This window comes from Pseudomonas sp. RIT623, assembly GCF_004519305.1.
Classification (GTDB): domain Bacteria; phylum Pseudomonadota; class Gammaproteobacteria; order Pseudomonadales; family Pseudomonadaceae; genus Aquipseudomonas.
The window spans coordinates 23,079-43,102 of sequence record NZ_SOZA01000035.1 but is presented as its reverse complement, the minus strand read 5'-3'; the positions used below and the strand labels follow the sequence as shown (position 1 = coordinate 43,102).

Here is a 20,024-nt window from a genome sequence, read left to right as displayed (position 1 = left end):
ATTTGCCTCGTAAGGATGCGTGCAGATGAAGTTCGAAGGGACTTTCCAATACATGGGCAATCACGGGATCGTCTTCAACGTCTCGCAGATCACCCTGACCGACAGCGAGCGCGGGCGCCTGCGCGAGCTGCATTTCGGCGAAGCGAGAAACGCCCACTACGAGGTCAACAGCAAGGTCGTCGAGGTGTACGACAAGATGTTGGCCAAAGGCTTGCCGTGCGTGATGAAGGTCGGCATCTCCAAGCCGCTGACCCGCCAGCAGGGCGACACCCTCAATGCCCAGCGCACCAAGGTCGCCAACCTGGCCGCCTCGGCGTTCGCCGCCGCCACCAGTGCCGTGGCCACCTCCTAATGTGGGGGTGCCGGTGGGCGCAGGGGTGCGGGCCTATGCCAATGACATCCTGCCCACCTACCATGCCGGCGACGTGCTGGTCAGTATCGAGGCGCAGGTCAACGGCGGCATTGGCCCGCAGCACACCACCTCGACCCTGATCATCAAGCCCTGAGGACGCTGCCTGTGACCGAATTGATTTATGCGCTGCTGGCCTTGGTGCTGTATGGCCTGCTGGATCGCTTGCTCAAGCCCTACCCACTGCGCAAGTGGCTTGGCGTGGCGCTGATGGTAGCCGGTGCGGTCGGCTGCCTGGTGCTCAGCCAAACCCGGTGGTTCGTGCTGGACCTGGGCCTGCTGTCGGTCTTTGCCACGGCGCTGGGCGTGGGCTTGTTCGTGAGGCGCCGGCGATTCCATTCGCAGGGATAAACCAGGGTTTTAGCCAAGGTATACTGCCGCCCCGCCGCGCCCAGAGTGGCGCGTTGTCTCTACGTGCAGGATGCCCCATGCCCCTTCGACAAGCCGTTGCCAGCCCCGATACCAACCTCACCGCCACCCCAGCCCCGCTCAGCCAAGCCCTTGACCAGGTGCAGCAAGCCGAAGCCCGCCTGCGCCAGCGCAGGCGCCAGGTCACCCTGGCCTTCATGGGCCTGCAGACGGCCTACTGCGGCTACCTGATGCTCAAGTGGATGTGGCAGGGCCATTACATCGGCGGGCCGATCTATGCGCTGTTGCTGTGGTGCCTGCTGTGGCTGCTGTATTACCCGGTGTCGGTGCTGTGGTACCCGCGCCAACGCGCGCTGGACAAGGCCTGCCACGCCCTCGATGCGACGCGCATGGAGCAAGGCAAGGCGTTTCTGGCCAACCAGGCCCTGGGGCCGTATCGCTGGGTTTGCCGCGGCGGGCGCATGCTGGCGGTGTTCCCCGACAGCCGCGTGCTGTATGTGCTGGCCCCGGAAACCGGCGAGCGCCACGCCCTGATGGACGCGCCACAAGTGCTCAAGCAGGTGCGCGTGGACGAGCAGGCCGTCACCCGCAGCACCACCAAGACCACCACCAAGCACGGCTGGCGCAACGTCTATGCGTTCAACAACCATTTCGGCATGATCGGCGGCGGCAAGTCCCGCTCCACCTCGACCACCACCCACGACACCGTGCGCAGCTTTACCCTGCACGTTCAGTTGCAAAGCGCCGGCCAGCACCCGTACTGGCTGCAACTGCCCTTCGCCGGCGACTGGCAGGAAGCCCGCAACTGGCAATTGCTGATCGAGCAGGCGAGCACCCGCTGACCGCGTTGCATCGCCCCCTGTAGAAGCGGCCTTGTGTCGCGAAAGGGCCGCGAAGCGGCCCCGGGGGCCCGAGGTTGTGAACCCGCTTCGTGACCCGTAATCACCCAAGCCCACAGCTCAGAAAATCACCTGCCCACAATCACACTGCGCCGCAGCCGCTGATTCATCTGCGCCTGAAAAGACGGTATAAAGCGCCAGCACCCCCGACGTTCGCAAAAGGAACTCCCGTCATGCTTCGGCCCTTGCTGCCAGCCCTGCTCCTGGCCCTTGCCGGCTGCGCCACCAAGCCCCCCGCCAACCCCGAGAACCTCTGCGAAATCTTCCGCGAGAAGCCGAAGTGGCACGAGGCGGCGTTGAAGATGCAGGCGCGCTGGGGCGCCCCGGTGCAGGTGCCGATGGCGATGATGTACCAGGAGTCCTCGTTCAAGCACGACGCCCTGCCGCCGCGCTATTACTTCCTCGGCTTCATCCCCTGGGGCCGGGTCAGCACCGCCTACGGCTACGCCCAGGCCAAGGACGAGACCTGGGCCGACTACAAGCGCGAAGCCGGCGGCTGGGGCGCCGCCCGCGACGACTTCGCCGACGCCCTCGACTTCATGGGCTGGTACATGCAGAAGAGCCAGCGGGTGAATGGCACGTCCAAGTGGGACGCCTATGGCCAGTACCTGAATTACCACGAAGGCTGGGGCGGCTACCGCAACCGTAGTTACGACGCCAAGCCGTGGCTGAAGAACGTGTCGCAGAAGGTGCAGGCGCGGGCTTCGGTGTTTGGGGCGCAGTATCGGAGTTGTGAGCAGGAGCTGGCTCGGGGTGGGTGGTTCTGGTAGGGCCTGATGTGGGGGGGCGTTGAAAATGCTGACCTGCTCAGTTAGCGCTTCATCGCCACTAGCGAGGTTGCTGTGCAGCCCTTCGCGGGCAAGTAGCATCGGCACAGGACTCCGCAGAATCTCAAGCTAACGCCGTACCTGTAGGAGCGGCCTTGTGCCGCGAAAGGGCCGCAAAGCGGCCCCAATACTCCGCAGCATCAATCCCCAGAAACACTCTCCTCCTTCATCGCCTCCAGCTTGCCGAACTGCTCGCTGGCCAACCGGCTGATGATCCGGATCGCCTGGTGAATGCCCGCAGTGTTGCGGAAGCTCAGTTGCGGGTTGTGCTCGCACTCGAGCACCTCGTCATGCTGGACCAGCGCCTCGCCTAGCAGTTCGAGGGTCCAGACGTAGCTTTGCAGGGTAGACATGCGTTCATGGTCAGTCATGGCGCACCTCGCGGTTGGCGCGCTCGGCGAGGGACTGGCTGTCGATCGGGTAGAAGGTTGGGGATGGGGTGGCCGCACGGGTTGGGCGGCGGAGAGCGGATGCGAGGATCCTCAGTATCTTGGTGGTCATGCATGAGTTCCTTTCGTTGTGGAACTGCCACCGCTCGCGGCCAAGCAAGTTTAGGTGGCAGCAGTACGCGGGTTGGCCGACCGGGACGAAAGGGGCCCGGCACACCCGAAGGTGTCCCGCGCACCACCGCCATGACGCGACATCGCGGGCACAAAAAAAGCGCCTGCGATGAAGACTGGGCGCTGTTGCGCCTTTCGATTCCGACCGGCCAAGGTCGCGTCGCCGATGCTTCGGCGACGGAGGGAATTTATGCCTTGGAGGCTGCTAATGCAAGCTTAGGAAGGCTGGAAAAAGGCGATGGATGCTGCGGGAAACCGCCTACAAACTCAAGGACACGTAAACGCCACCCAAAGGGCCGGTTCGGCGCCGCTGAACGAAGCTTGATTGAGGTTTACGAAGAACAGTACGGAGACAGACGGACGGTTGTTGGTCGGGAGGGCCCGGTTTTCGCGGGGTTGGAATTTAGTGGATTTCTTGACGTACCTCATAGGGTATCTATAAACAAATCAGCTAGTTATGGCTTTTAGTGGAATCGAATCGGGACTTGCGGAGGATCCAGTGCGAGCTACGCACACCCGCCCCGAAAGCTATGAGAGGGACGACAGAAAACGACCCATAGCTGCACTTGGCAGAGAACAACTGACAGCCATTTGCAGTCCCTCCGAGACTTCTACAGAATCGTGGCTCACGCAAATCCAAAAAAGAGCTGCCGAATGAAACCGCTAGTCCAATACTGCCAAGGAGCTGTTAAAGCATTGAATGCTCAATATGAAATGAGCAACGTGCTAGGTCACTCTGCCACCGCTGGGTCGGCGCGCGAACGCCTTATCCAAGATTTTCTCATTGCGCATCTCCCAGAAATGACCAGCGTTGTGAGTGGGATGATTATTGACTCGAACGGGGGGCGTTCAAAACAACAAGACATTGTTCTGATGTTGCGGTCTATGCCAAGACTACCTTTTGCTAGCGGCCATGATCTTATATTTCAGGAGGGAACTGTAGCGACTTTCGAAATTAAGACCCAAATCTCCCCATCTACTCTCGACGCTATTGCGATCAATATTGAAAGCGTGAACAAGCTAGTACCAAGCACATTAGAGGGAGTTGAATTAGGCGACCTAGACTGGCCATATGCAAGGATATTGAATGTTGTTGTAACATATGGAGGCTCTGCTTTGGATGTCATTGAGCGCAAACTAACAGAGCTGCCCGCAACAGGTCAGCCAGATGTCTATTTAGATTTAACAAAAGGGATTCTGATCAAGAACGACGGAGTTCTATTTGGTCATGACGGTACTGCTGCATACATTCTCTTCAACGAAGCTGGGGTGGGTTTGGCTCGCTTGCTTGCGTTACTCTCAAAAGTAACTGGTCGCTTAGTAATGCGTGGCGTGCAGTGGGAGGCGTATATCTCTTGATAATTTCACTGCCTATCAGCTCTACAAAGATCGCTGACCGATGCCTTTATGGATATCTGTATCTATAGACAAATCAGCTAGTTATGGCTTTCAGTGGAATCGAATCGGGAATTGCGGAAGGCCAAGTGAGAGCTACGCCCAGCTGCCTCAAATGCTAGATTGGGGAACTACAGAAAACGATCCATTGCAGTCGTTCGCGGGAGCCACAAAAATCTGTGTCTGCTGGGTGAAGTGACGTATGGCGACGATCGAGATATCAGAGGACGCTGGCTGGAAGATGTTCGAGGACGTGGCCCAAGTGCTTGCACAAGGGCTTGGCGGTTGCTGGAATGAAAAAATGATGGATTGGACCAGCGCTACTGGAATATATTGGTTGACGAGCAGGCCTCAAGGTTCGTAACGCATTTCCATCACAGAATTCCTTTTCGTTGATGGTGGGGGCTCTACAAAATCTCCGCAGCTGAGGGGCGGCGATTAGGTTTCTCGGGATTTCGTACAGAGCCTAGCTTCTTCTGTCACTAACGCTTCTCTTATATTTTTCAAGAAGATGTTTGTCATTTGCGCTTGCATGTAACCGCCTTATAGCGTCGTCCGTAACAAGGGTTTTACCAAACTTCGTTCCGTACACCCCATAAGGCACGACTGCTTGTTTCTGCTCGAAGTCGCGAAGAGTTAGACGTGTTCGTTCCAAAGCGCTCAAATATTTCCCAGCAATCTCGACGAGATCACGTGATTTGATATCTGAGATTATGTATCGGTGAATAACGCGATTTCTCAAGTTGTAGAGCTCATTCAAGCCATTAAAAGCCTCCAGATCAATTACTTTTAATTTTAAAGCATCTTCGAAAACCTTCCTTTCCATTATCCCCTTCTCTCCATCTGCTTGGAACAAGTATCTAGTTTCGATATCGTTCGTCTTTTTCTCTAGCTGCGTTGCAATTACCAGACTCAATCTTAAATATGCATCTATTTGATTTGCTGCAATTGCAATTATCTCAATACATGCCCCTGCATCAATTGCTGCATATAGGAGATCATGTGACGCCGCAAGAGCCCCTGTGAATCGATCAAACTTATCGAGATCAGCAGCCAGTTTACGATCACTCTCTGGGACTATCACAACCGAGTTTAGGATTTCAATCGCGATCCCAAGCTGTTTGGCAATCCTCTTGTCGCCTTCAAGACCCGCATCGTAGATATATTTACCTATCAATGCTTGATCATAATAAGCGCCGAAGAACAGATGTGTGCAAAATTCGGAATTATCTTCCCTGGACGCCTTCCAGCTTAAATTTCTGACTCCGTTTGGATTGGCTATGGCGATGCTAGGAGCAAGCTCGCTCAGCGGATAACAACTTATCTGAAAGCAACCTAGGGGGTCTTCATAAGGTTGAAACCCGTAAGGCGACTTCTCCTCATAGTCGCTAAGGCCTGAATTAAGGTACTGCCAATCGATTGGAATTTGAATCAAAAACATTCCATTTGGTTCAGTCCAGTGCTTCATACATGCCTTCCATATTGCATTTTAGTCGCTCGAAAAACCTAACTTAACAGTTGGGAGATGGAAATGGCCCGATTCTTTCGGATACTTGTGCCGCATGACGCTTTTTGCCTATGCCTTACCCCTTTAGCCAGTTACTCCAAGCACTAGTCACGCTAGAAGGGCAAAAGGAATTACGAGAAATTTTTCCGAGAATACAAAGTCATCAGCAGTGTGTCTGCGCTCAATCATGGGCTGAGCGCTTCAGTCTATTAATGTCCGATTCTGGCCGATTGCTGCCCTTCGCGAGAGGCAGCTATGGATCGATAGCGTTCAGCCGTAACTGGCGGCCATCGACCCATTACGGTCGTTTCCCCAAAGATTCTCCGACAAACAGCACTCATCCTGGAGTATCTGAAAATGATAAGCGTGTGGTCAGTCATAAGAAGTTGTCAGGTTCAAAGCCGACTCTTCTCGTTCTACCCAGGACATTGATACCCCCATACAAATAGGCGGCTTATCCTTTATGATTATTAAGATCATCTAGCTGTTTTTTCAGCCGAGCAAGTTCTTCTCTTAGTTCTAGATTTTCTTTTTCTAGCATTTTTGCCCGAATAGCTTTTTTGTTTGCGCTACCGGGTATAGATAGCAGCGTTTCAAGCTCATCCTTGTATGGCATTATTGGCTGATAAAGCTGGTGATATGCCCTACCAACTGCGCCCCTGTAAAGCTGTAACTCTGGCCTGCTGCTTCCGACCAATAGAGTATGCCTAGTGGCAATTCCAGGGTATGGATCAATGTATACAATTTTACTTATTCCAAGCTGGTAAGCTTTCTTGGAGCAAAGTTCGCATGGACTGGCTGTAGTAAATAGTACTCCATTCCTAAGCTTCATTCCACCATGCTTTGAAATCTGAAGGAAAGCATTCTCTTCGGCGTGCAGCGAACGAGTGTGAACTTGGTTTTTTTCACCGTCTATTTCATTTTGCATGTCTTTAAAGCAGAAGGACAAATTACGACCTTCCAACAAGGTTGATTTTCTAAGCCCATCAAATTTCTCATGCAAAACCTCCCTGAATTTAATATCATTTCTTTCATACTCACTATATGCAGGAGTGTCTTGACCAAGCAGTAAATCTTCGGCATTTCTGAGAAGGCATGGCACCTGTCCCTGTGGCGTGTTGTTCCACCCAACTGATTTTACTGAGAACTCCTCATCCGTTACAACCGCTCCCACTTGTCTTGATATACATCCTGAACTTTGCTTGACCGTATAAGCAATTTGCATGCAGTTCTCCAAAGATGTTGGCATCACCAAGCCTGGATGTTGCACTAGAGAAACATACCAAGCAAGCTGACACTTAAGCTCAACATTATTGAACTGCTCTTTTCTAGGATTGTGTATGTGTATATCGGATATCTCAATGCATTTCTGAATGTTTTGCGATATGAACTTACTATACCCAGAAAGCTTTCTTGGGTACTCTTTTTCATCAAGGTCTTTTATTTGAGACTCAGAGAATTTGTGTGTACTGCGGAGGTGGGCCAGCCTATTTTCATTTTCTGTGTTTATTGATACCAGATAAAAACCAGCGTAACGCTCTTTGAAAAATATTGCTTCGTATGGATTCCTAATAGCATCAATCACAATGAAACAGGACTCATTATTCTTTCGAGCCAAATGGTGCGCAGACTTTATTATTTTATTTATAGTCCTAGGGAAATGAAAAACTTTTGAATCATCAAACCTAGAACTATTTGCTTGACCTGACGCTCGTATGTTATCGCCTGCGGCCTGGTATATTTTTGTGTATGCATCAAGCGAAATTTTTTTTAGACCTTCTCGTATTTTATCCGAGAAGACCGGCAACCTATTGAAGTATAGATCAAAAGCAAATTCTTGCTTATCTTCTATTTCATCTAGCGTGCTTTCCGGACTCCTAAGATATTCCGATATCTCGACATGTAGATTATCATACTCTTCTTTTATCTCCCTCATGGCCTCTGAGGCATTATGTATATCTCTAGCCATAACATCTGAAACAAAGCGACAAAATTCCGAAAAATTTAATGCAAGGATGAATCTAGTTATAACCGTTCTAACTTGAAGACACTTAAATGGCTGCCATCGATGCTCAATGAATTTTTTAATTATTCGGTGTTTTCTTAGCTCATTATTAGATATTCCGACATATGCGTTCTCTGGAAGCTCAATGGCGGTACTACAAAGAATTTCTGCTGATGTAGAGCAACCTGAACCTGTTCTTCCAGTCAAACCAATTACAACAAATCTTTTATTCTCTTTATAAACGCTTCCAATAGCTCTAGATGATGAGTTCCCGGAGAGTTCTGACATATGCGTGCTCCATACGTGTTTTTTGAAGAGGTTATCAGCTGTTGTCTATGTCGATTGTGAATCCGTAAAAATGTTGAGCGTAGCGACACCTGCTAGTAATGGCAATCTGCATCCATCCTGGAGGTCAAAATCTGCCATATCGAAAACCACTTCACTCACCTAAATAGAAATAAGACGTATTTATTTTTTAGGGGGCAGTCTGCTCCTTCCAAGAACAGCCCTTCACAAAGGGCTGCTTTGGCTCGAAAGAGGTCGGTCGCTACTATCAATCAGATCTTCGCTTGGCACTTGAAGAACCATGTTTTTTCTAAACGACGAACTAGCAGCTCCACGGTCAGTCGATAGTAATAACGCGTTGCGTCACTGCGTTCACGTAGGCGATGATCCAGGAACCAAGCGACATGCTTTCTTTGCCAAACCCAAGGCGTTTCTCGTTGCCATCGCTCAGCGATTGCAGTTTGGATAACCTTTGCCTGCCGCAAATGGCGTTGCCGCGTCGCGTAGGACCCGGTCAGGACGCTGGTTAAGAACAGCTCCATATCGAATGGCTTGCTCATGTACGCCCTCCAATGTACGCAGTGACGACGTCGACCCGACCGTGCCCCAGCTCATAGCTGATTTGCCTCCGAGCCTCGCGGTCAAGGTGCTGATCTAACTGGCAGCATTGACCCCCGTTTATAGGTGCGCGGTGTTGGGTGATTTGCTCGTAGCGCTCACATGCGTACCCCGCTCGCAGCTCATGAAAGCCTTTGAGGCTGTGTGCATGCAGGATGTCCCGCGCCGGGCGGACGATGTCCTGTAGAGCGTCAAGGTAGCTTTCGTGCGGCGCAATGAGGTTGCGGCTACCCGCAGGCGACACCTGCCGTGCAAACCCAAGTGCACCTTGAATATGGTCGTGCACCGCAATCCAACGGGGCGCCGGGGCGCCAGCTCGGCCGCCTTTGGTGCCGTCCTGAATGTTGATCCTGCCTAGGTCGTTAGCCTCACGGCTCAGCCGTGGCAAGTCGGCTAGGATCACCTCACGCAAGCGCATGCCGGTGGCTCGCGCCAACAGAACGATTGCAGCGGCGCGTTGCTGATGATTGCGGCAAAGCGCATTGACGATCTCATTAACCTGATCGCGGTCTTGGCCCTGCGGCACTGAGTGGCGAATCCCGGTGCGCTGCATACCCAACGCCTTGCTCGGACTGGGCAACTTCACGTACTGATCACCGCGAAGCGCCGCCATGGTTCTGTTAACGCTGGATAGCCGGTTTTGTGCGGTGCTGACGGCGAGATCACCGCGCCCAACCACGTCGCGCAGATACACCGCATAGTCGGCCAACACCTTCCGATCAATCATCCGCGCATCATTGATACCGGGCCCCTGATCGGAGCGGCACCACATTACGAATGCCTGCCACCGATCACAGTACGCCTTGACTGTGCCGTAATGACCGCCGCCGAACATGTCTTTCAGTGCCTGCGGTCCTGCGTAGCTCAATTGTCTGCCGTAGCCGAAATTGCGGCCATCGCGTCTACCCACCAATGCCATGTCAGTCACCTCATTTTCTGCTCTCCGATCCTCGCCCCACGTCATCCCGCCAAGAATGTTGAGTGTTATCAGGGATCAAGGCCCCTGCGACCTGTGGGGAATGTCCACTACGCGGGACTGGCGGCTCCTTACGTCCAGGAGCAAGGGCATCTCATGATCTGGCCTCCTCAACACCGTTGCCGGTGGGCGGGTGGAGGCAGTACTGGCTGACTAAACCAGCGCCTGAAGATCCTGAGCCGGGTGAACACAGCAATGCGATGACCGGGGCAAGCCTGACTGTCAGTTAGGTGCAGTCCATTCCTTGGTCTGCGGCACCATCATCTACAGCGCTGTTGCTGGTGACATCGGCGTTTGTCACGCCGATTGTCACGAGGGGGAATGCCGCAAAGCCATGTGCGATCAGGGCTGCAGCAGTGTTAGAAGCGCCCGTCTCTTTCCGGAGAAAGAGACGGGCACAGGTTGGCGCAATAGTCGACCAAGTGGATAGGTTGCTGCAGGGCAGCTCAGTACGGTGTAGCTGGCGCACGAGGGCCATGAGATTAGATAGCATCCATCACCGGGAAGGTGACCGGGCGAGCTGCCGGATGCGAATCGCCCTTGGGGAGAACCACCGCGGGAGCGGCGTGACCTTGAAGGTTCGGGTCACCTGGGGTGCTGTCATCGACAGCGCTTGCACGGCCAGTTCTACGCCTGTGGATAAAGCCGGTCAAGGGCTGAGATTCAGCGCTCTTGGGGACGTGAAAAGCGGTTATGCATCGGTGGAATTCCGTGGTACATCCCGGACAACGTCGTGGCTTTTAGCTCTTCAAAGTGAGGTGCATCCAAACAGGGCGGCTTTGCAGCCCTGTTTGGATGGACCCGCGTGAAAGAGCAGCCAGCGTCGATCTTGCAGACTCACCCGCGATTGAATGCGCCATGGCCATTTGGCAAGGCGGTGACGTTGTCGCCTACCGGGTGGGCAAACTCATGCGGAGTGACATGGCCCGACCTGTTGGCATCGATGTAGTTACTCCACCACGCCATGATCAACCGACGTTGCTCCAGAAATTGGGCCTTGTGGATGTAAGCAGCGCGCACGCGGTTACGCTCCTGATGGCTCATCTGCCGCTCAATCGCCGCATCCGTCCATAGCCCTGATTCGAGCAAGGCACTACAAGCCATGGCCCGGAAACCATGCCCGCACACGTCCTTGGTCGTGTCGTAGCCCATATTGCGCAGCACCTGGTTAACCGTATTCTCCGACAAGGGTTTCCAGTACCTGTGGTCACCGGGCAACACCAGTTCAGAGAAGCGATTCAAGCTGCGCAGCCGTTCAAGGATCTCGATGACTTGAGGCGACAGCGGCACTATCTGAATGTCCCCACTCATCTTGGTCCCGCGCGTGGAGTAACGAACGCCTTCAATCGGCTTGCGGGTATCGGGGATCTCCCAAATCGCACGTTGCAAGTCGAATTCATCCCACCGCGCAAAGCGCAGTTCACTGGACCGCACGAACACATGCAGTGTCAGTAGCACTGCAAGCCGGGTCAGTTCACGACCGGTGTAGTTGTCGATTCGGCTCAGCAATTCAGGAAGGCGGTTCAGCGAGAGTGCAGGACGGTGCACGGTGCGCGGCGCTTGAATCGAGCCGGCCAGATCGAGCGCCGGATTCTGAGTAATCTGCCGCGCCCGCTTCGCACCCCGCATGATCGTGGATAGATAGTTCTGCACACGCAACGCTACATCCATGGTGCCGCGATCCTTGACTCGCTGGGTGACCTCAAGCAGATCATGGGTGTCGAGTTCAGCGATAGGCCGCTGGCCAATCAGTGGAAACACATGGGTACGCAACCTGCTCAGCACCGTCTTGGCGTGGCCCTCAGTCCACCGTCGGGACATTTCGACGTGCCACTCCAAAGCGACGGTTTCAAAGAGAAGACTCGCCCGCTGAGCAGCGATCTTGGCCTTCTGCTTCTCTTCCATCGGATCAAGGTTGTCGAGCAACAAGGCCTTGGCCTCATCGCGCTTGCTCCTTGCGACGGCCAATGAAACGATGGGGTACTTACCGATGATCAGAGTGCCTTCCTTGCCGCTTGGTTTGAAATACCGCAGCCGCCAAGTCTTCGAACCACTGGGTGCGACGTACAGGTACATGCCCCCGCCATCGAACAGTTTGTAGGCCCGATCACGCGGTTTAGCCGTGCGGCATTTGAGGTCGCTGAGCGGAATGGCTAGCCGTGGCATAGGGGTACGTTCTCCATGCAGGAAAGACGCTGTACCCCAAAAATACCCCCGTTTATTGGGGATTTTATTGGTTCCCGACGGAGGGTCGCGGAAACGAAAAACCGGCCAGAAGGCCGGTTTAGAGGGCTTCCAAAGCATTCAGCGGAATACTGTGGAGCTGGATGTGGTGCCGGAGACAGGAATCGAACCTGCGACCTTCGCGTTACGAGTGCGCTGCTCTACCGACTGAGCTACACCGGCGTGTTGCGCAACGTACCACTGCCGTGTCGGTTACGCAAACCCCTGTTTCACCTCACTTTCATTGCACAGTGCAGCCATTGGGCGCGAGGTCTTCCTCCACCGTGGTCACGCAGCTCCAGCCTGCCTGGGTACGCGCCAGGGTCACGGTCTTGCCCAGCACATTGGCCGGTGCGTCGGCCAGGGTGCAGGCGATGTTGGCGGTGCCGTCGGCGGCCTTGCCACTGGCGGTGATCGCGCAGTGGGCGGTGGCGGGCTGGCCGCCGAGGCTGGCGACGTCGGGCACGTCCTTGCCGTCGTTCAGGCGCACGTCCATCGGTGTCTTCAGCGCGGAGATCTCCAGCAGCGCGGCGGTAGCCTTGGCGCGGGCCTGGTGGTTGGTGTACATGGGGATGGCGATGGTCGCCAGGATGCCGATGATCGCGACGACGATCATCAGTTCGATCAGGGTGATACCTCGTTGCCCTTTCATGAACGGTCTTCCTTCGTGATACGTGGAGGCGCGGCGGGCGCTTTGCTTCGTGGCGCGCCCCGGCCGGCAGGCGCGCAGTAGGCCTGAACCGACACCTTTTGTCACCCCTGCGCGGCGGGGCGTCATCTTCGCTGGACTACTCTAGTGAGCCACAGGGAAACGCGCCCGGCAGCAGGCCGGGCAAGCTGTTACCGGGCTTTTCGCCCCCGCGCAAAAGGACTCTCGCCATGCCTGCTTCCACCCGTCTGTACGCCTGGGAAGGCGTCGATGCCAGCGGCGCGCCGCAACAGGGCCAGCACACTGGGCGCAGCCCGGCGTTCGTGCAGGCCTGGTTGCGCCAGCAGGGAATTCGCGCGACACGGGTGCGGCTGGCGGGTGGGCTGCGTTGGCGCTGGCCGCAGCGCGCGGGTAAGGTGGATGCGCCGGGGTTCAGCCGCCAGCTGGCGACCTTGCTCACGGCGGGGGTGCCGCTGTTGCAGGCGTTCGAGGTGATGGCGCGCAGCACGGTGAACAGCGCCATGGCGGCGTTGCTGGCGCGGTTGCAACAGGATGTGGCGGCGGGGTTGGGCTTGGCGGATGCCTTGCAGCGCCATCCGGGGTGGTTCGATGCGCTGTACTGCAACCTGGTGCGGGTGGGCGAGCAGTCGGGCACGCTGGACCGGCAGCTGGAACAGATGGCGACCATGCTGGAGAAACGCCAGGCGCTGCGGCAGAAGGTGCGCAAGGCGATGCTGTATCCGGCGCTGTTGCTGCTCACGGGGTTGGGGGTGGCGGCGTTGTTGCTGCTGGAGGTGGTGCCGCGGTTCCAGGGGTTGTTCGCCAGTTTCGACAAGGCGCTGCCAGCGTTCACCCAGTGGGTGATCGATTTATCCACAGGGCTGGGCAATCACGTCGGGTGGTTGGTGCTGTTGATAACTGCACTGGGGTTTGGCGTGCGGGCGTTGTACCGGCGGCATCTGCCGGCGCGCCTGTGGATATTGCACGGGGTGTTGCGGGTGCCGGTGGTGGGCACCTTGCTCGGGCAGGCGGCGTTGGCGCGCTTTGCCCGCAGCCTGGCGACCTCCTACGCCGCCGGCGTGGCGTTGCTGGATGCACTGGCCACGGTGGCGCCGGTGAGTGGTAACAGCCTGCACGAGCGGGCGATCCTCAAGTTGCGCCAGGACGTGGCCGGCGGCATGGGGCTGCAGCAGGCGATGGAGGCGGATGCGCTGTTCCCGCCGCTGTTGCGCCAGCTGGTGGCGGTGGGCGAAGCCAGCGGCACCCTCGACCGGATGCTGGACAAGGCCGCGCTGCATTACGAAGAACAGGTGAGCCAGGCGCTGGAGCAGTTGACCACGCTGCTGGAGCCGGCCATCGTGCTGATCCTCGGGCTGCTGGTGGGGGGCCTCGTCGTGGCGATGTATTTGCCGATCTTCCAGTTGGGTAGCCTGATCTGAACATGAATGCCTGGACCGTAATCGTCGAACATCCGCCGTTCTTCCATACCTTGGCCGCGGTGCTGGGGTTGCTGGTGGGCAGTTTTCTCAATGTGCTGGCGTACCGCCTGCCGATCATGCTCGAGCGCCAGTGGCAGCGGGAGGCGCAGGAGGTGCTGGGGCTGCCGCAGGCCGAGCACGAGCGCTTCGACCTGTGCCTGCCGGCTTCACGTTGCCCGCACTGTCAGCGCCAGATCCGCGCCTGGGAAAACATTCCAGTGCTGAGTTACCTGGCCCTGCGCGGGCGTTGCGCGGGGTGCAAGGCGCGGATCAGCCTGCGTTATCCCCTGGTGGAGCTGGGCAGCGCCCTGCTCTCGCTGTTGGTGGCCTGGCATTTCGGACCGGGTGTCGAGGCGCTGGGGGTAATGCTGCTGACCTGGGGGCTGATCGCCTTGAGCCTGATCGATGCCGAGCACCAGTTGCTGCCGGATGTGCTGGTGCTGCCGCTGTTGTGGCTGGGGTTGATCGTCAACGCCTTCGGGCTGCTGGTGCCGCTGAGCGATGCGCTGTGGGGCGCGGTGGCGGGTTACCTGAGTTTGTGGTCGGTGTACTGGGTGTTCAAGCTGATCACCGGCAAGGAGGGCATGGGCTTCGGCGACTTCAAGCTGCTGGCCATGCTCGGTGCCTGGGGCGGCTGGCAGATCCTGCCGCTGACCTTGATGCTGGCGTCCTTGGTGGGGGCGCTGGTCGGGCTGACGCTGGTGCGTTTCAAGCGCACGCAAATGGGCGCGGCATTGCCTTTCGGGCCTTATCTGGCCATTGCGGGGTGGATCGCATTGCTCTGGGGTGATGAAATAGTCGCCTCATACCTGCAACTGCTTGGAACCTGATGAGCACAGCGCCCTTCACACCCTGGATTCTTGGCCTCACTGGCGGCATCGGCAGCGGCAAGAGCGCCGCCGCCGAGCGTTTCGTCGAACTGGGCGTGCACCTGGTCGATGCCGACCAGGCGGCGCGCTGGGTCGTCGAGCCGGGGCGCCCTGCCCTGGCCAGCATCGTCGAGCGCTTTGGCGCAGGCGTGCTGCAGGCGGACGGCCAGCTCGACCGCGGCGCCCTGCGCCAGCTGATCTTCGCCGACCCGAGCCAACGGCAATGGCTGGAACAATTGCTGCACCCGCTGATCGGCCAGGAGATCTTCAGCTACCTGGCCAAGGCCGAGACGCCCTATGCGGTGTACGTTTCGCCGCTGTTGATCGAGTCGGGGCAGCACCAGAAGACCCAGCGCATCCTGGTGATCGACGCCCCTGCCGAGCTGCAGGTGCAACGCACCTTGGCCCGCGACAACACCAGCGCGGAACAGGTGCAGGCGATTCTCAAGGCCCAGCTGGCCCGGGAAGAGCGCCTGCGCCATGCCGATGACGTGGTGGTCAACGATCGTGACCTGCAATCGCTGCACGACGAGATCGACCGCCTGCACCACTTTTACCTGACTTTACGAGGAGGCCAGCCATGAGCCAGCCGATGACCGTTGATTGCCCGACCTGCGGGGCGCCCGTGGAATGGGGCGAGCAGAGCCCGTTCCGGCCGTTCTGCTCGGACCGCTGCAAATTGATCGACCTGGGCGCCTGGGCGGCCGAGGAGCACAAGATCGCCGGGGCGGAGGAGTCCGAGGACGAGCTGTATTCGGGGGATCTGGAGCCTCGGCATTGACCTGGTTTCTGGGTTGGCTGTGATGGCCTCTTCGCCGGCAAGCCGGCTCCTACAGGTTTGGCGCCTGCCCTGTAGGAGCCGGCTTGCCGGCGAACATCAGCGTTCCTCGTCCTTCCAGGGCGCCTGCAGATAACGGGAGCGATTGAAGGTTTCCAGCCACTCCGGGCAGAACACCACCAGCGCACTGATCACCGTGCCGTTGATAAATGCCTCGGGGAACATCATCAGCCATAGATAGCCAACGAAGTCGCTAAGCCATTCCGGCATGGCGAAACGCTCATCCATCCACAGCAACCCCAGCCCTGCCATCAGGCACAGCAACACCGTCAACGCCGCCGGGAAGAACCCGCAACAGAAGATATAAACGAACAGGTTACGCGGCTGGGCGCGCTCGACCAGGATCGCGCACACCTCGGTGACCAGCACCGGCAGGCCGACGATCAGCAGGCCGTTGACGCCGATGGCGGCGAGGTCCTGCCGGCCCATCAGCAATAGGCCGAGCTGGGCGAGAAAGCCGCCGAGCACGGCCAATGGCCAGTCCAGCAGCAAGGTGACGGCGGTCATGCCGATGAAGTGGTACGACACCCCGGTATCGAAGTCGCGGCGCACCAGCCAGAGTATGAACAGGCAGAGCACCGTGCCGAACAGCAGGTGCTGGCGGCGGGTGTCGGTGAACAGCTCGACCCAGCGGGTTCGGCTGGCGGCCCAGGCCAGCAGGGGCACGTAACCGAACCAGCCAAGAGTAAGGCTGGTGCTGGACAAGACCTGTGCGCTGATCATTCGACGTCCTTCCAAAATGGGTGCCGACCAGCCCTATGACCTGCTGCTAAACCTCACGCACCTGGTTTCCCAAGCTACGCTCAGATCAAAGGGAAGCCGTATGACTGTAAATCCTTGGAGCCTTACTCTAGCGGCAAAGTGTGCTGGCCATCAAAGAATGGGGTTAGGCATCTACTTCTCATTGGAGCAAGAGTGATGGTTGATCTGGCCCTTATACTCAAGGATGTACTGGAAAGCTCTACGGTGCTTACGGGCTGGGCGGTTGCTATTGGCGCAGGGACTGTCGCCATAATTATCGGCACTTCACATAATCGACCCGAAAGCCTGCACTTAAGGCTAACGTATCTTCTATTTTTGCCCGGATGGGCCTCAATAGCCTACTCAATTTATTTAGGAAATAAATTAGTCGGTAGTTATCTCGCCTCTCGGTTCACGCCAAACTCGGTTCTGGACATCGCTGACAACATCAATAACCTTTACGCCTCCCAGCGTCTCTCCCTACTGATAGCACTAGCATTCTTCGGTATATGGCTCACCTGCTACACGCTAGCGTGGATTTTCACGAAACAACTAAAGGAACCTGACTAAAATGAACGCATTTTGGTGGTTACTCCCAGCACTCACTGCAGTCAATATGCCTGTCAACGCCAGCGAATGCACCTGCATGTCATACCCTTTCGACCCAAATCCTCCTTGCTTTAAGCAGTGTGTGAAAAAATCCATCGAAAGCGACGGAAAAAACCTCAGCACAATTAAGAACCTACCTGATTCTGTCCGAACAAATCTGGAAGTTCTTGTCCAGCGCAAGAAAAACAACCAACTCTCTGACTACAGCAATATCCAGACTACAACAGACCTTAAAAAGGCAGCCTCTAGTCCGACTGGAAGTAAATTTGAGACATTCAAGCGTCCTGCGGATGCCAGCCTTGAGAAGTTCAGAGGGGACAGTGTCAAAAGCCCTCTGAAAGATAGCGGCCTCGGTGCGCCAGGCGGATCTGGCGGCCTCTCCGCTCCCGCACACTGAACAACTGTAACCCCTTGTTCGCCGGAGCACGCTAAGCTTGTCCCCATGGATGACTCAGACTACCTGCGCCTGCTTACCATCCAGGCCGAGCAAGCCAATGCGTTCCTGTCCAATGCCCGCAAATGGGAGCGCGAGCGTTGGGTCTGCCAGCGCCTGCTGCAAGGGCTGAACATCCCCTATCGCAGCGAGGACTTCACTCCGGCCGGCCAAGAGCCGCCGGACGTGCTGTTCCGCGACGCGGCGTTCGAGGTGTTCTTCGTGCTCGACGAGGGCCGCCGGCTCAACGACGAATGGCGCGAGGAGCTGCAACGGCGGCGCAGCGCCTTCTCCCTGGCCCAGCTGGTGCGCCGCGAGCAGCGGCCCCGGCGCATCAGCGCCCAGGAGCTGCTGGCGCGCCTGGCGCCGACCCTGCGCAAGAAGTCGCACAACTACCGCGAGCGCGGGCTGGACCTGGGCGAGCTGGACATCATCGCCTTCGCCAGCCTCAAGCGCGAGGTGCTCGACCTCAACAGCCATTTCCCGCCGCCCACCGAATACCTGCGCCAGGGCTGGCGGTCGTTGTCGCTGGTGGGGCCGACCTTCGCCCGGGTGCTGTTCGCCCACCCGGACGCGCCGGATTTTTTGCGCGGCAACCTGGGGCGCAGCATCGTGTTCGACGTAGGTATCAGTCTTTGATCCAGTGCCGGGTGTCTTTGCGATCACGTACACTCGGCGCCGGGGATAGAAAGCATTATCATTCGACCCATGCGTTTGCGTGAACGCTGTGGCGTACACGCAGTCACGAACGTCTATCTGACGAGGCCCAGCATGACCAGCCGCCTGAATCCTGAAGATCAGCGTCGCGTCGATGAGTATCTGAGCGCCCCCCAGCATCAAGTCGAGCGCCGGCCCTTCCGGCCATGGCTGCTCCTGTTGCTGGTGGTGGCCGTGACCATCGGTCTGGGCCTGTTGAGCCGCCTGCTGAGTGGACTGGTGCTATGAGCTGCCTTGCGCTCGCCCGCCCCTCATGCCGAATGCGGCCGGACCTTGTGTCCACGAATTCCGTAAAACTTGTGAGATATCCCCATGACTCATCGCATCGTGATTGTCGGCGGCGGCGCCGGCGGCCTGGAACTGGCGACCCGCCTGGGTAAAAGCCTGGGCAAGCGCAAACAGGCCGAGATCACCCTGGTTGATGCCAACCTGACGCACATCTGGAAGCCACTGCTGCACGAAGTGGCGGCCGGCTCGCTGAACTCCTCGGAAGACGAACTGAACTACGTGGCGCAGGCCAAGTGGAACCACTTCAACTTCCAGATGGGGCGCATGAGCGGCCTGGACCGCGAAAGCAAACTGATCCAGCTGGCCGCGACCCTCGACGACGAGGGCCGTGAGCTGTTGCCTGCGCGCACCATCGGCTACGACACCCTGGTGATCGCCGTGGGCAGCAACACCAACGACTTCGGCACCCTGGGCGCGGCGCAACATTGCCTGTTCCTCGACAGCCGCAAGCAGGCCGAGCGCTTCCACCAGCAACTGCTCAACCACTACCTGCGCGCCCATGCGGGCGACGTGGCCAGCGAGCAGATCAGCGTGGCCATCGTCGGTGCCGGCGCCACCGGCGTGGAGCTGGCGGCCGAGCTGCACAACGCGGCCCATGAGCTGGCAGCCTATGGCCTGGACAAGATCCAGCCGAAAGACATGCACATCACCATCATCGAGGCCGGCCCACGGGTGTTGCCAGCGCTGCCGGAGCGCATCAGCGTGCCGGTGCACAAGACCCTGGAAAAACTCGGGGTGACGGTGCTGACCAACGCCGCGGTCAGTGAAGTGACCGAGGATGGCCTGAAGACCGCTTCGGGCGAGGTTATCCAGGCCAGCTTGAAGGTCTGGGCGGCGGGCATTCGCGCGCCGGGCTTCCTCAAGGACATCGACGGCCTGGAGACCAACCGCATCAACCAACTGGTGGTGCGCCCGACCCTGCAGACCACCCTGGACGACAACATCTTCGCCTTCGGCGACTGCGCCGCCTGCCCGCAACCGGGCACCGACCGCAATGTGCCGCCACGGGCCCAGGCCGCGCACCAGCAGGCCTCGCTGCTGGCCAAGAGCCTGAAGGCGCGCCTGGAGAACAAGGCGCTGCCGACCTACGAATACAAGGACTATGGCTCGCTGGTGTCGCTGTCGCGCTTCTCGGCGGTCGGCAACCTGATGGGTAACCTGATGGGCAGCGTCAAGCTGGAGGGCTGGCTGGCGCGGATGTTCTATGTGTCGCTGTACCGCATGCACCAGATGGCGCTGTATGGGTTCTTCCGCACGGCGATGATGATGCTGGGTAGCAAGATTGGCCGGGGGACCGAGCCGCGCCTGAAGCTGCACTGACCTGACGCG

General features: G+C 57.6%; 21 protein-coding genes, 1 tRNA gene and 1 pseudogene. 13 read left to right on the top strand and 10 right to left on the bottom strand.

The window, feature by feature from the left end; genetic code table 11:
- Positions 1-25: 25 nt before the first annotated feature.
- The 4 genes and pseudogenes from E3U47_RS20055 (at position 26) to E3U47_RS20040 (ending at position 2,447) form a co-directional block, all read left to right on the top strand.
- A pseudogene (locus tag E3U47_RS20055) lies at positions 26-506 on the top strand (hypothetical protein).
- A gap of 11 nt (positions 507-517) precedes the next feature.
- Complete coding sequence (locus tag E3U47_RS20050; protein ID WP_134693385.1) at positions 518-760, top strand: hypothetical protein; 243 nt, start codon at positions 518-520, stop codon at positions 758-760.
- Positions 761-837: 77 nt separating this feature from the next.
- Positions 838-1,620: a hypothetical protein gene (locus tag E3U47_RS20045; protein WP_134693384.1), complete on the top strand. Its 783-nt coding sequence runs from the start codon at positions 838-840 to the stop codon at positions 1,618-1,620.
- Positions 1,621-1,850: 230 nt separating this feature from the next.
- Positions 1,851-2,447 carry a hypothetical protein gene (locus E3U47_RS20040; protein ID WP_134693383.1) on the top strand — a complete coding sequence of 199 codons (597 nt, stop codon included), beginning with the start codon at positions 1,851-1,853 and terminating at the stop codon, positions 2,445-2,447.
- Positions 2,448-2,644: 197 nt separating this feature from the next.
- Here E3U47_RS20040 and E3U47_RS20035 read toward each other — a convergent pair whose 3' ends face one another.
- Both E3U47_RS20035 and E3U47_RS25030 read right to left on the bottom strand, forming a co-directional pair.
- Positions 2,645-2,875, bottom strand: coding sequence for a hypothetical protein (locus tag E3U47_RS20035; protein ID WP_134693382.1), 231 nt, complete (start codon positions 2,873-2,875; stop codon positions 2,645-2,647).
- Positions 2,868-3,005, bottom strand: a complete 138-nt coding sequence (locus E3U47_RS25030; RefSeq protein WP_167659510.1) for a hypothetical protein — start codon at positions 3,003-3,005, stop codon at positions 2,868-2,870. The genes E3U47_RS20035 and E3U47_RS25030 overlap by 8 nt, the downstream gene beginning before the upstream one ends.
- A 713-nt stretch (positions 3,006-3,718) precedes the next feature.
- On the opposite strand from E3U47_RS25030, the gene E3U47_RS20030 reads away from it, so the two are divergent.
- Positions 3,719-4,423, top strand: a complete 705-nt coding sequence (locus tag E3U47_RS20030) for a DUF6602 domain-containing protein (protein WP_124167914.1) — start codon at positions 3,719-3,721, stop codon at positions 4,421-4,423.
- A 502-nt stretch (positions 4,424-4,925) separates the two neighbouring features.
- On the opposite strand, the gene E3U47_RS20025 is transcribed toward E3U47_RS20030, so the two are convergent.
- The 7 genes from E3U47_RS20025 to E3U47_RS19990 form a co-directional block, all read right to left on the bottom strand.
- Positions 4,926-5,927, bottom strand: coding sequence for a hypothetical protein (locus tag E3U47_RS20025; RefSeq protein WP_134693381.1), 1,002 nt, complete (start codon positions 5,925-5,927; stop codon positions 4,926-4,928).
- Between the two features lie 493 nt (positions 5,928-6,420).
- Entirely contained in the window at positions 6,421-8,259 is a 1,839-nt protein-coding gene (locus tag E3U47_RS20020; RefSeq protein WP_134693380.1) for a hypothetical protein, read from the bottom strand.
- 269 nt (positions 8,260-8,528) lie between these two features.
- A complete protein-coding gene (locus E3U47_RS20015) occupies positions 8,529-8,816 on the bottom strand; it encodes a hypothetical protein (protein ID WP_134693379.1) in 288 nt (95 codons plus the stop codon).
- Entirely contained in the window at positions 8,813-9,793 is a 981-nt protein-coding gene (locus E3U47_RS20010) for an integrase domain-containing protein (protein ID WP_134693378.1), read from the bottom strand. The genes E3U47_RS20015 and E3U47_RS20010 overlap by 4 nt, the downstream gene beginning before the upstream one ends.
- A gap of 894 nt (positions 9,794-10,687) precedes the next feature.
- Positions 10,688-12,016: an integrase arm-type DNA-binding domain-containing protein gene (locus E3U47_RS20000; protein WP_134693377.1), complete on the bottom strand. Its 1,329-nt coding sequence runs from the start codon at positions 12,014-12,016 to the stop codon at positions 10,688-10,690.
- A gap of 164 nt (positions 12,017-12,180) precedes the next feature.
- Positions 12,181-12,256, bottom strand: a tRNA-Thr gene (locus tag E3U47_RS19995).
- A 58-nt stretch (positions 12,257-12,314) separates the two neighbouring features.
- The gene (locus tag E3U47_RS19990; protein ID WP_134693376.1) at positions 12,315-12,725 is read right to left on the bottom strand and encodes a pilin; all 411 of its coding nucleotides are present in this window, start codon (positions 12,723-12,725) and stop codon (positions 12,315-12,317) included.
- 227 nt (positions 12,726-12,952) lie between these two features.
- Here E3U47_RS19990 and E3U47_RS19985 point away from each other — a divergent pair, with 227 nt between their 5' ends.
- From E3U47_RS19985 to yacG, 4 genes are read left to right on the top strand one after another with little or no spacing between them, the layout of a single operon-like run.
- Positions 12,953-14,161 carry a type II secretion system F family protein gene (locus tag E3U47_RS19985; RefSeq protein WP_134693375.1) on the top strand — a complete coding sequence of 403 codons (1,209 nt, stop codon included), beginning with the start codon at positions 12,953-12,955 and terminating at the stop codon, positions 14,159-14,161.
- Between the two features lie 2 nt (positions 14,162-14,163).
- Entirely contained in the window at positions 14,164-15,030 is an 867-nt protein-coding gene (locus E3U47_RS19980) for an A24 family peptidase (RefSeq protein WP_134693374.1), read from the top strand.
- Complete coding sequence (coaE, locus tag E3U47_RS19975) at positions 15,030-15,653, top strand: dephospho-CoA kinase (protein WP_134693373.1); 624 nt, start codon at positions 15,030-15,032, stop codon at positions 15,651-15,653. Before E3U47_RS19980 ends, coaE begins: the two co-directional genes overlap by 1 nt.
- Positions 15,650-15,850, top strand: coding sequence for a DNA gyrase inhibitor YacG (yacG, locus tag E3U47_RS19970; protein WP_046854173.1), 201 nt, complete (start codon positions 15,650-15,652; stop codon positions 15,848-15,850). Before coaE ends, yacG begins: the two co-directional genes overlap by 4 nt.
- A gap of 96 nt (positions 15,851-15,946) precedes the next feature.
- Here yacG and E3U47_RS19965 read toward each other — a convergent pair whose 3' ends face one another.
- Entirely contained in the window at positions 15,947-16,630 is a 684-nt protein-coding gene (locus E3U47_RS19965) for an energy-coupling factor ABC transporter permease (RefSeq protein ID WP_134693372.1), read from the bottom strand.
- Positions 16,631-17,219: 589 nt separating this feature from the next.
- Here E3U47_RS19965 and E3U47_RS19955 point away from each other — a divergent pair.
- The 4 genes from E3U47_RS19955 (at position 17,220) to E3U47_RS19940 (ending at position 20,015) form a co-directional block, all read left to right on the top strand.
- Positions 17,220-17,654 (top strand): hypothetical protein, encoded by a 435-nt coding sequence (locus E3U47_RS19955; protein ID WP_134693371.1) that lies wholly within the window; start codon positions 17,220-17,222, stop codon positions 17,652-17,654.
- Positions 17,655-17,699: 45 nt separating this feature from the next.
- The gene (locus tag E3U47_RS19950; RefSeq protein ID WP_028689889.1) at positions 17,700-18,329 is read left to right on the top strand and encodes a DUF1780 domain-containing protein; all 630 of its coding nucleotides are present in this window, start codon (positions 17,700-17,702) and stop codon (positions 18,327-18,329) included.
- 132 nt (positions 18,330-18,461) lie between these two features.
- A complete protein-coding gene (locus tag E3U47_RS19945) occupies positions 18,462-18,635 on the top strand; it encodes a DUF3094 family protein (RefSeq protein WP_023631877.1) in 174 nt (57 codons plus the stop codon).
- An 84-nt stretch (positions 18,636-18,719) separates the two neighbouring features.
- Entirely contained in the window at positions 18,720-20,015 is a 1,296-nt protein-coding gene (locus E3U47_RS19940) for an NAD(P)/FAD-dependent oxidoreductase (protein WP_134693370.1), read from the top strand.
- Positions 20,016-20,024: the final 9 nt, after the last annotated feature.

Coding starts and splice junctions, on each gene's coding strand:
- E3U47_RS20045 (WP_134693384.1), top strand. CDS start 838: ATGCCCCTTCGACAAGCCGTTGCCAGCCCCGATACCAACCTCACCGCC.
- E3U47_RS20040 (WP_134693383.1), top strand. CDS start 1,851: ATGCTTCGGCCCTTGCTGCCAGCCCTGCTCCTGGCCCTTGCCGGCTGC.
- E3U47_RS20035 (WP_134693382.1), bottom strand. CDS start 2,875: ATGACTGACCATGAACGCATGTCTACCCTGCAAAGCTACGTCTGGACC.
- E3U47_RS25030 (WP_167659510.1), bottom strand. CDS start 3,005: ATGACCACCAAGATACTGAGGATCCTCGCATCCGCTCTCCGCCGCCCA.
- E3U47_RS20030 (WP_124167914.1), top strand. CDS start 3,719: ATGAAACCGCTAGTCCAATACTGCCAAGGAGCTGTTAAAGCATTGAAT.
- E3U47_RS20025 (WP_134693381.1), bottom strand. CDS start 5,927: ATGAAGCACTGGACTGAACCAAATGGAATGTTTTTGATTCAAATTCCA.
- E3U47_RS20020 (WP_134693380.1), bottom strand. CDS start 8,259: ATGTCAGAACTCTCCGGGAACTCATCATCTAGAGCTATTGGAAGCGTT.
- E3U47_RS20015 (WP_134693379.1), bottom strand. CDS start 8,816: ATGAGCAAGCCATTCGATATGGAGCTGTTCTTAACCAGCGTCCTGACC.
- E3U47_RS20010 (WP_134693378.1), bottom strand. CDS start 9,793: ATGGCATTGGTGGGTAGACGCGATGGCCGCAATTTCGGCTACGGCAGA.
- E3U47_RS20000 (WP_134693377.1), bottom strand. CDS start 12,016: ATGCCACGGCTAGCCATTCCGCTCAGCGACCTCAAATGCCGCACGGCT.
- E3U47_RS19990 (WP_134693376.1), bottom strand. CDS start 12,725: ATGAAAGGGCAACGAGGTATCACCCTGATCGAACTGATGATCGTCGTC.
- E3U47_RS19985 (WP_134693375.1), top strand. CDS start 12,953: ATGCCTGCTTCCACCCGTCTGTACGCCTGGGAAGGCGTCGATGCCAGC.
- E3U47_RS19980 (WP_134693374.1), top strand. CDS start 14,164: ATGAATGCCTGGACCGTAATCGTCGAACATCCGCCGTTCTTCCATACC.
- coaE (WP_134693373.1), top strand. CDS start 15,030: ATGAGCACAGCGCCCTTCACACCCTGGATTCTTGGCCTCACTGGCGGC.
- yacG (WP_046854173.1), top strand. CDS start 15,650: ATGAGCCAGCCGATGACCGTTGATTGCCCGACCTGCGGGGCGCCCGTG.
- E3U47_RS19965 (WP_134693372.1), bottom strand. CDS start 16,630: ATGATCAGCGCACAGGTCTTGTCCAGCACCAGCCTTACTCTTGGCTGG.
- E3U47_RS19955 (WP_134693371.1), top strand. CDS start 17,220: ATGAACGCATTTTGGTGGTTACTCCCAGCACTCACTGCAGTCAATATG.
- E3U47_RS19950 (WP_028689889.1), top strand. CDS start 17,700: ATGGATGACTCAGACTACCTGCGCCTGCTTACCATCCAGGCCGAGCAA.
- E3U47_RS19945 (WP_023631877.1), top strand. CDS start 18,462: ATGACCAGCCGCCTGAATCCTGAAGATCAGCGTCGCGTCGATGAGTAT.
- E3U47_RS19940 (WP_134693370.1), top strand. CDS start 18,720: ATGACTCATCGCATCGTGATTGTCGGCGGCGGCGCCGGCGGCCTGGAA.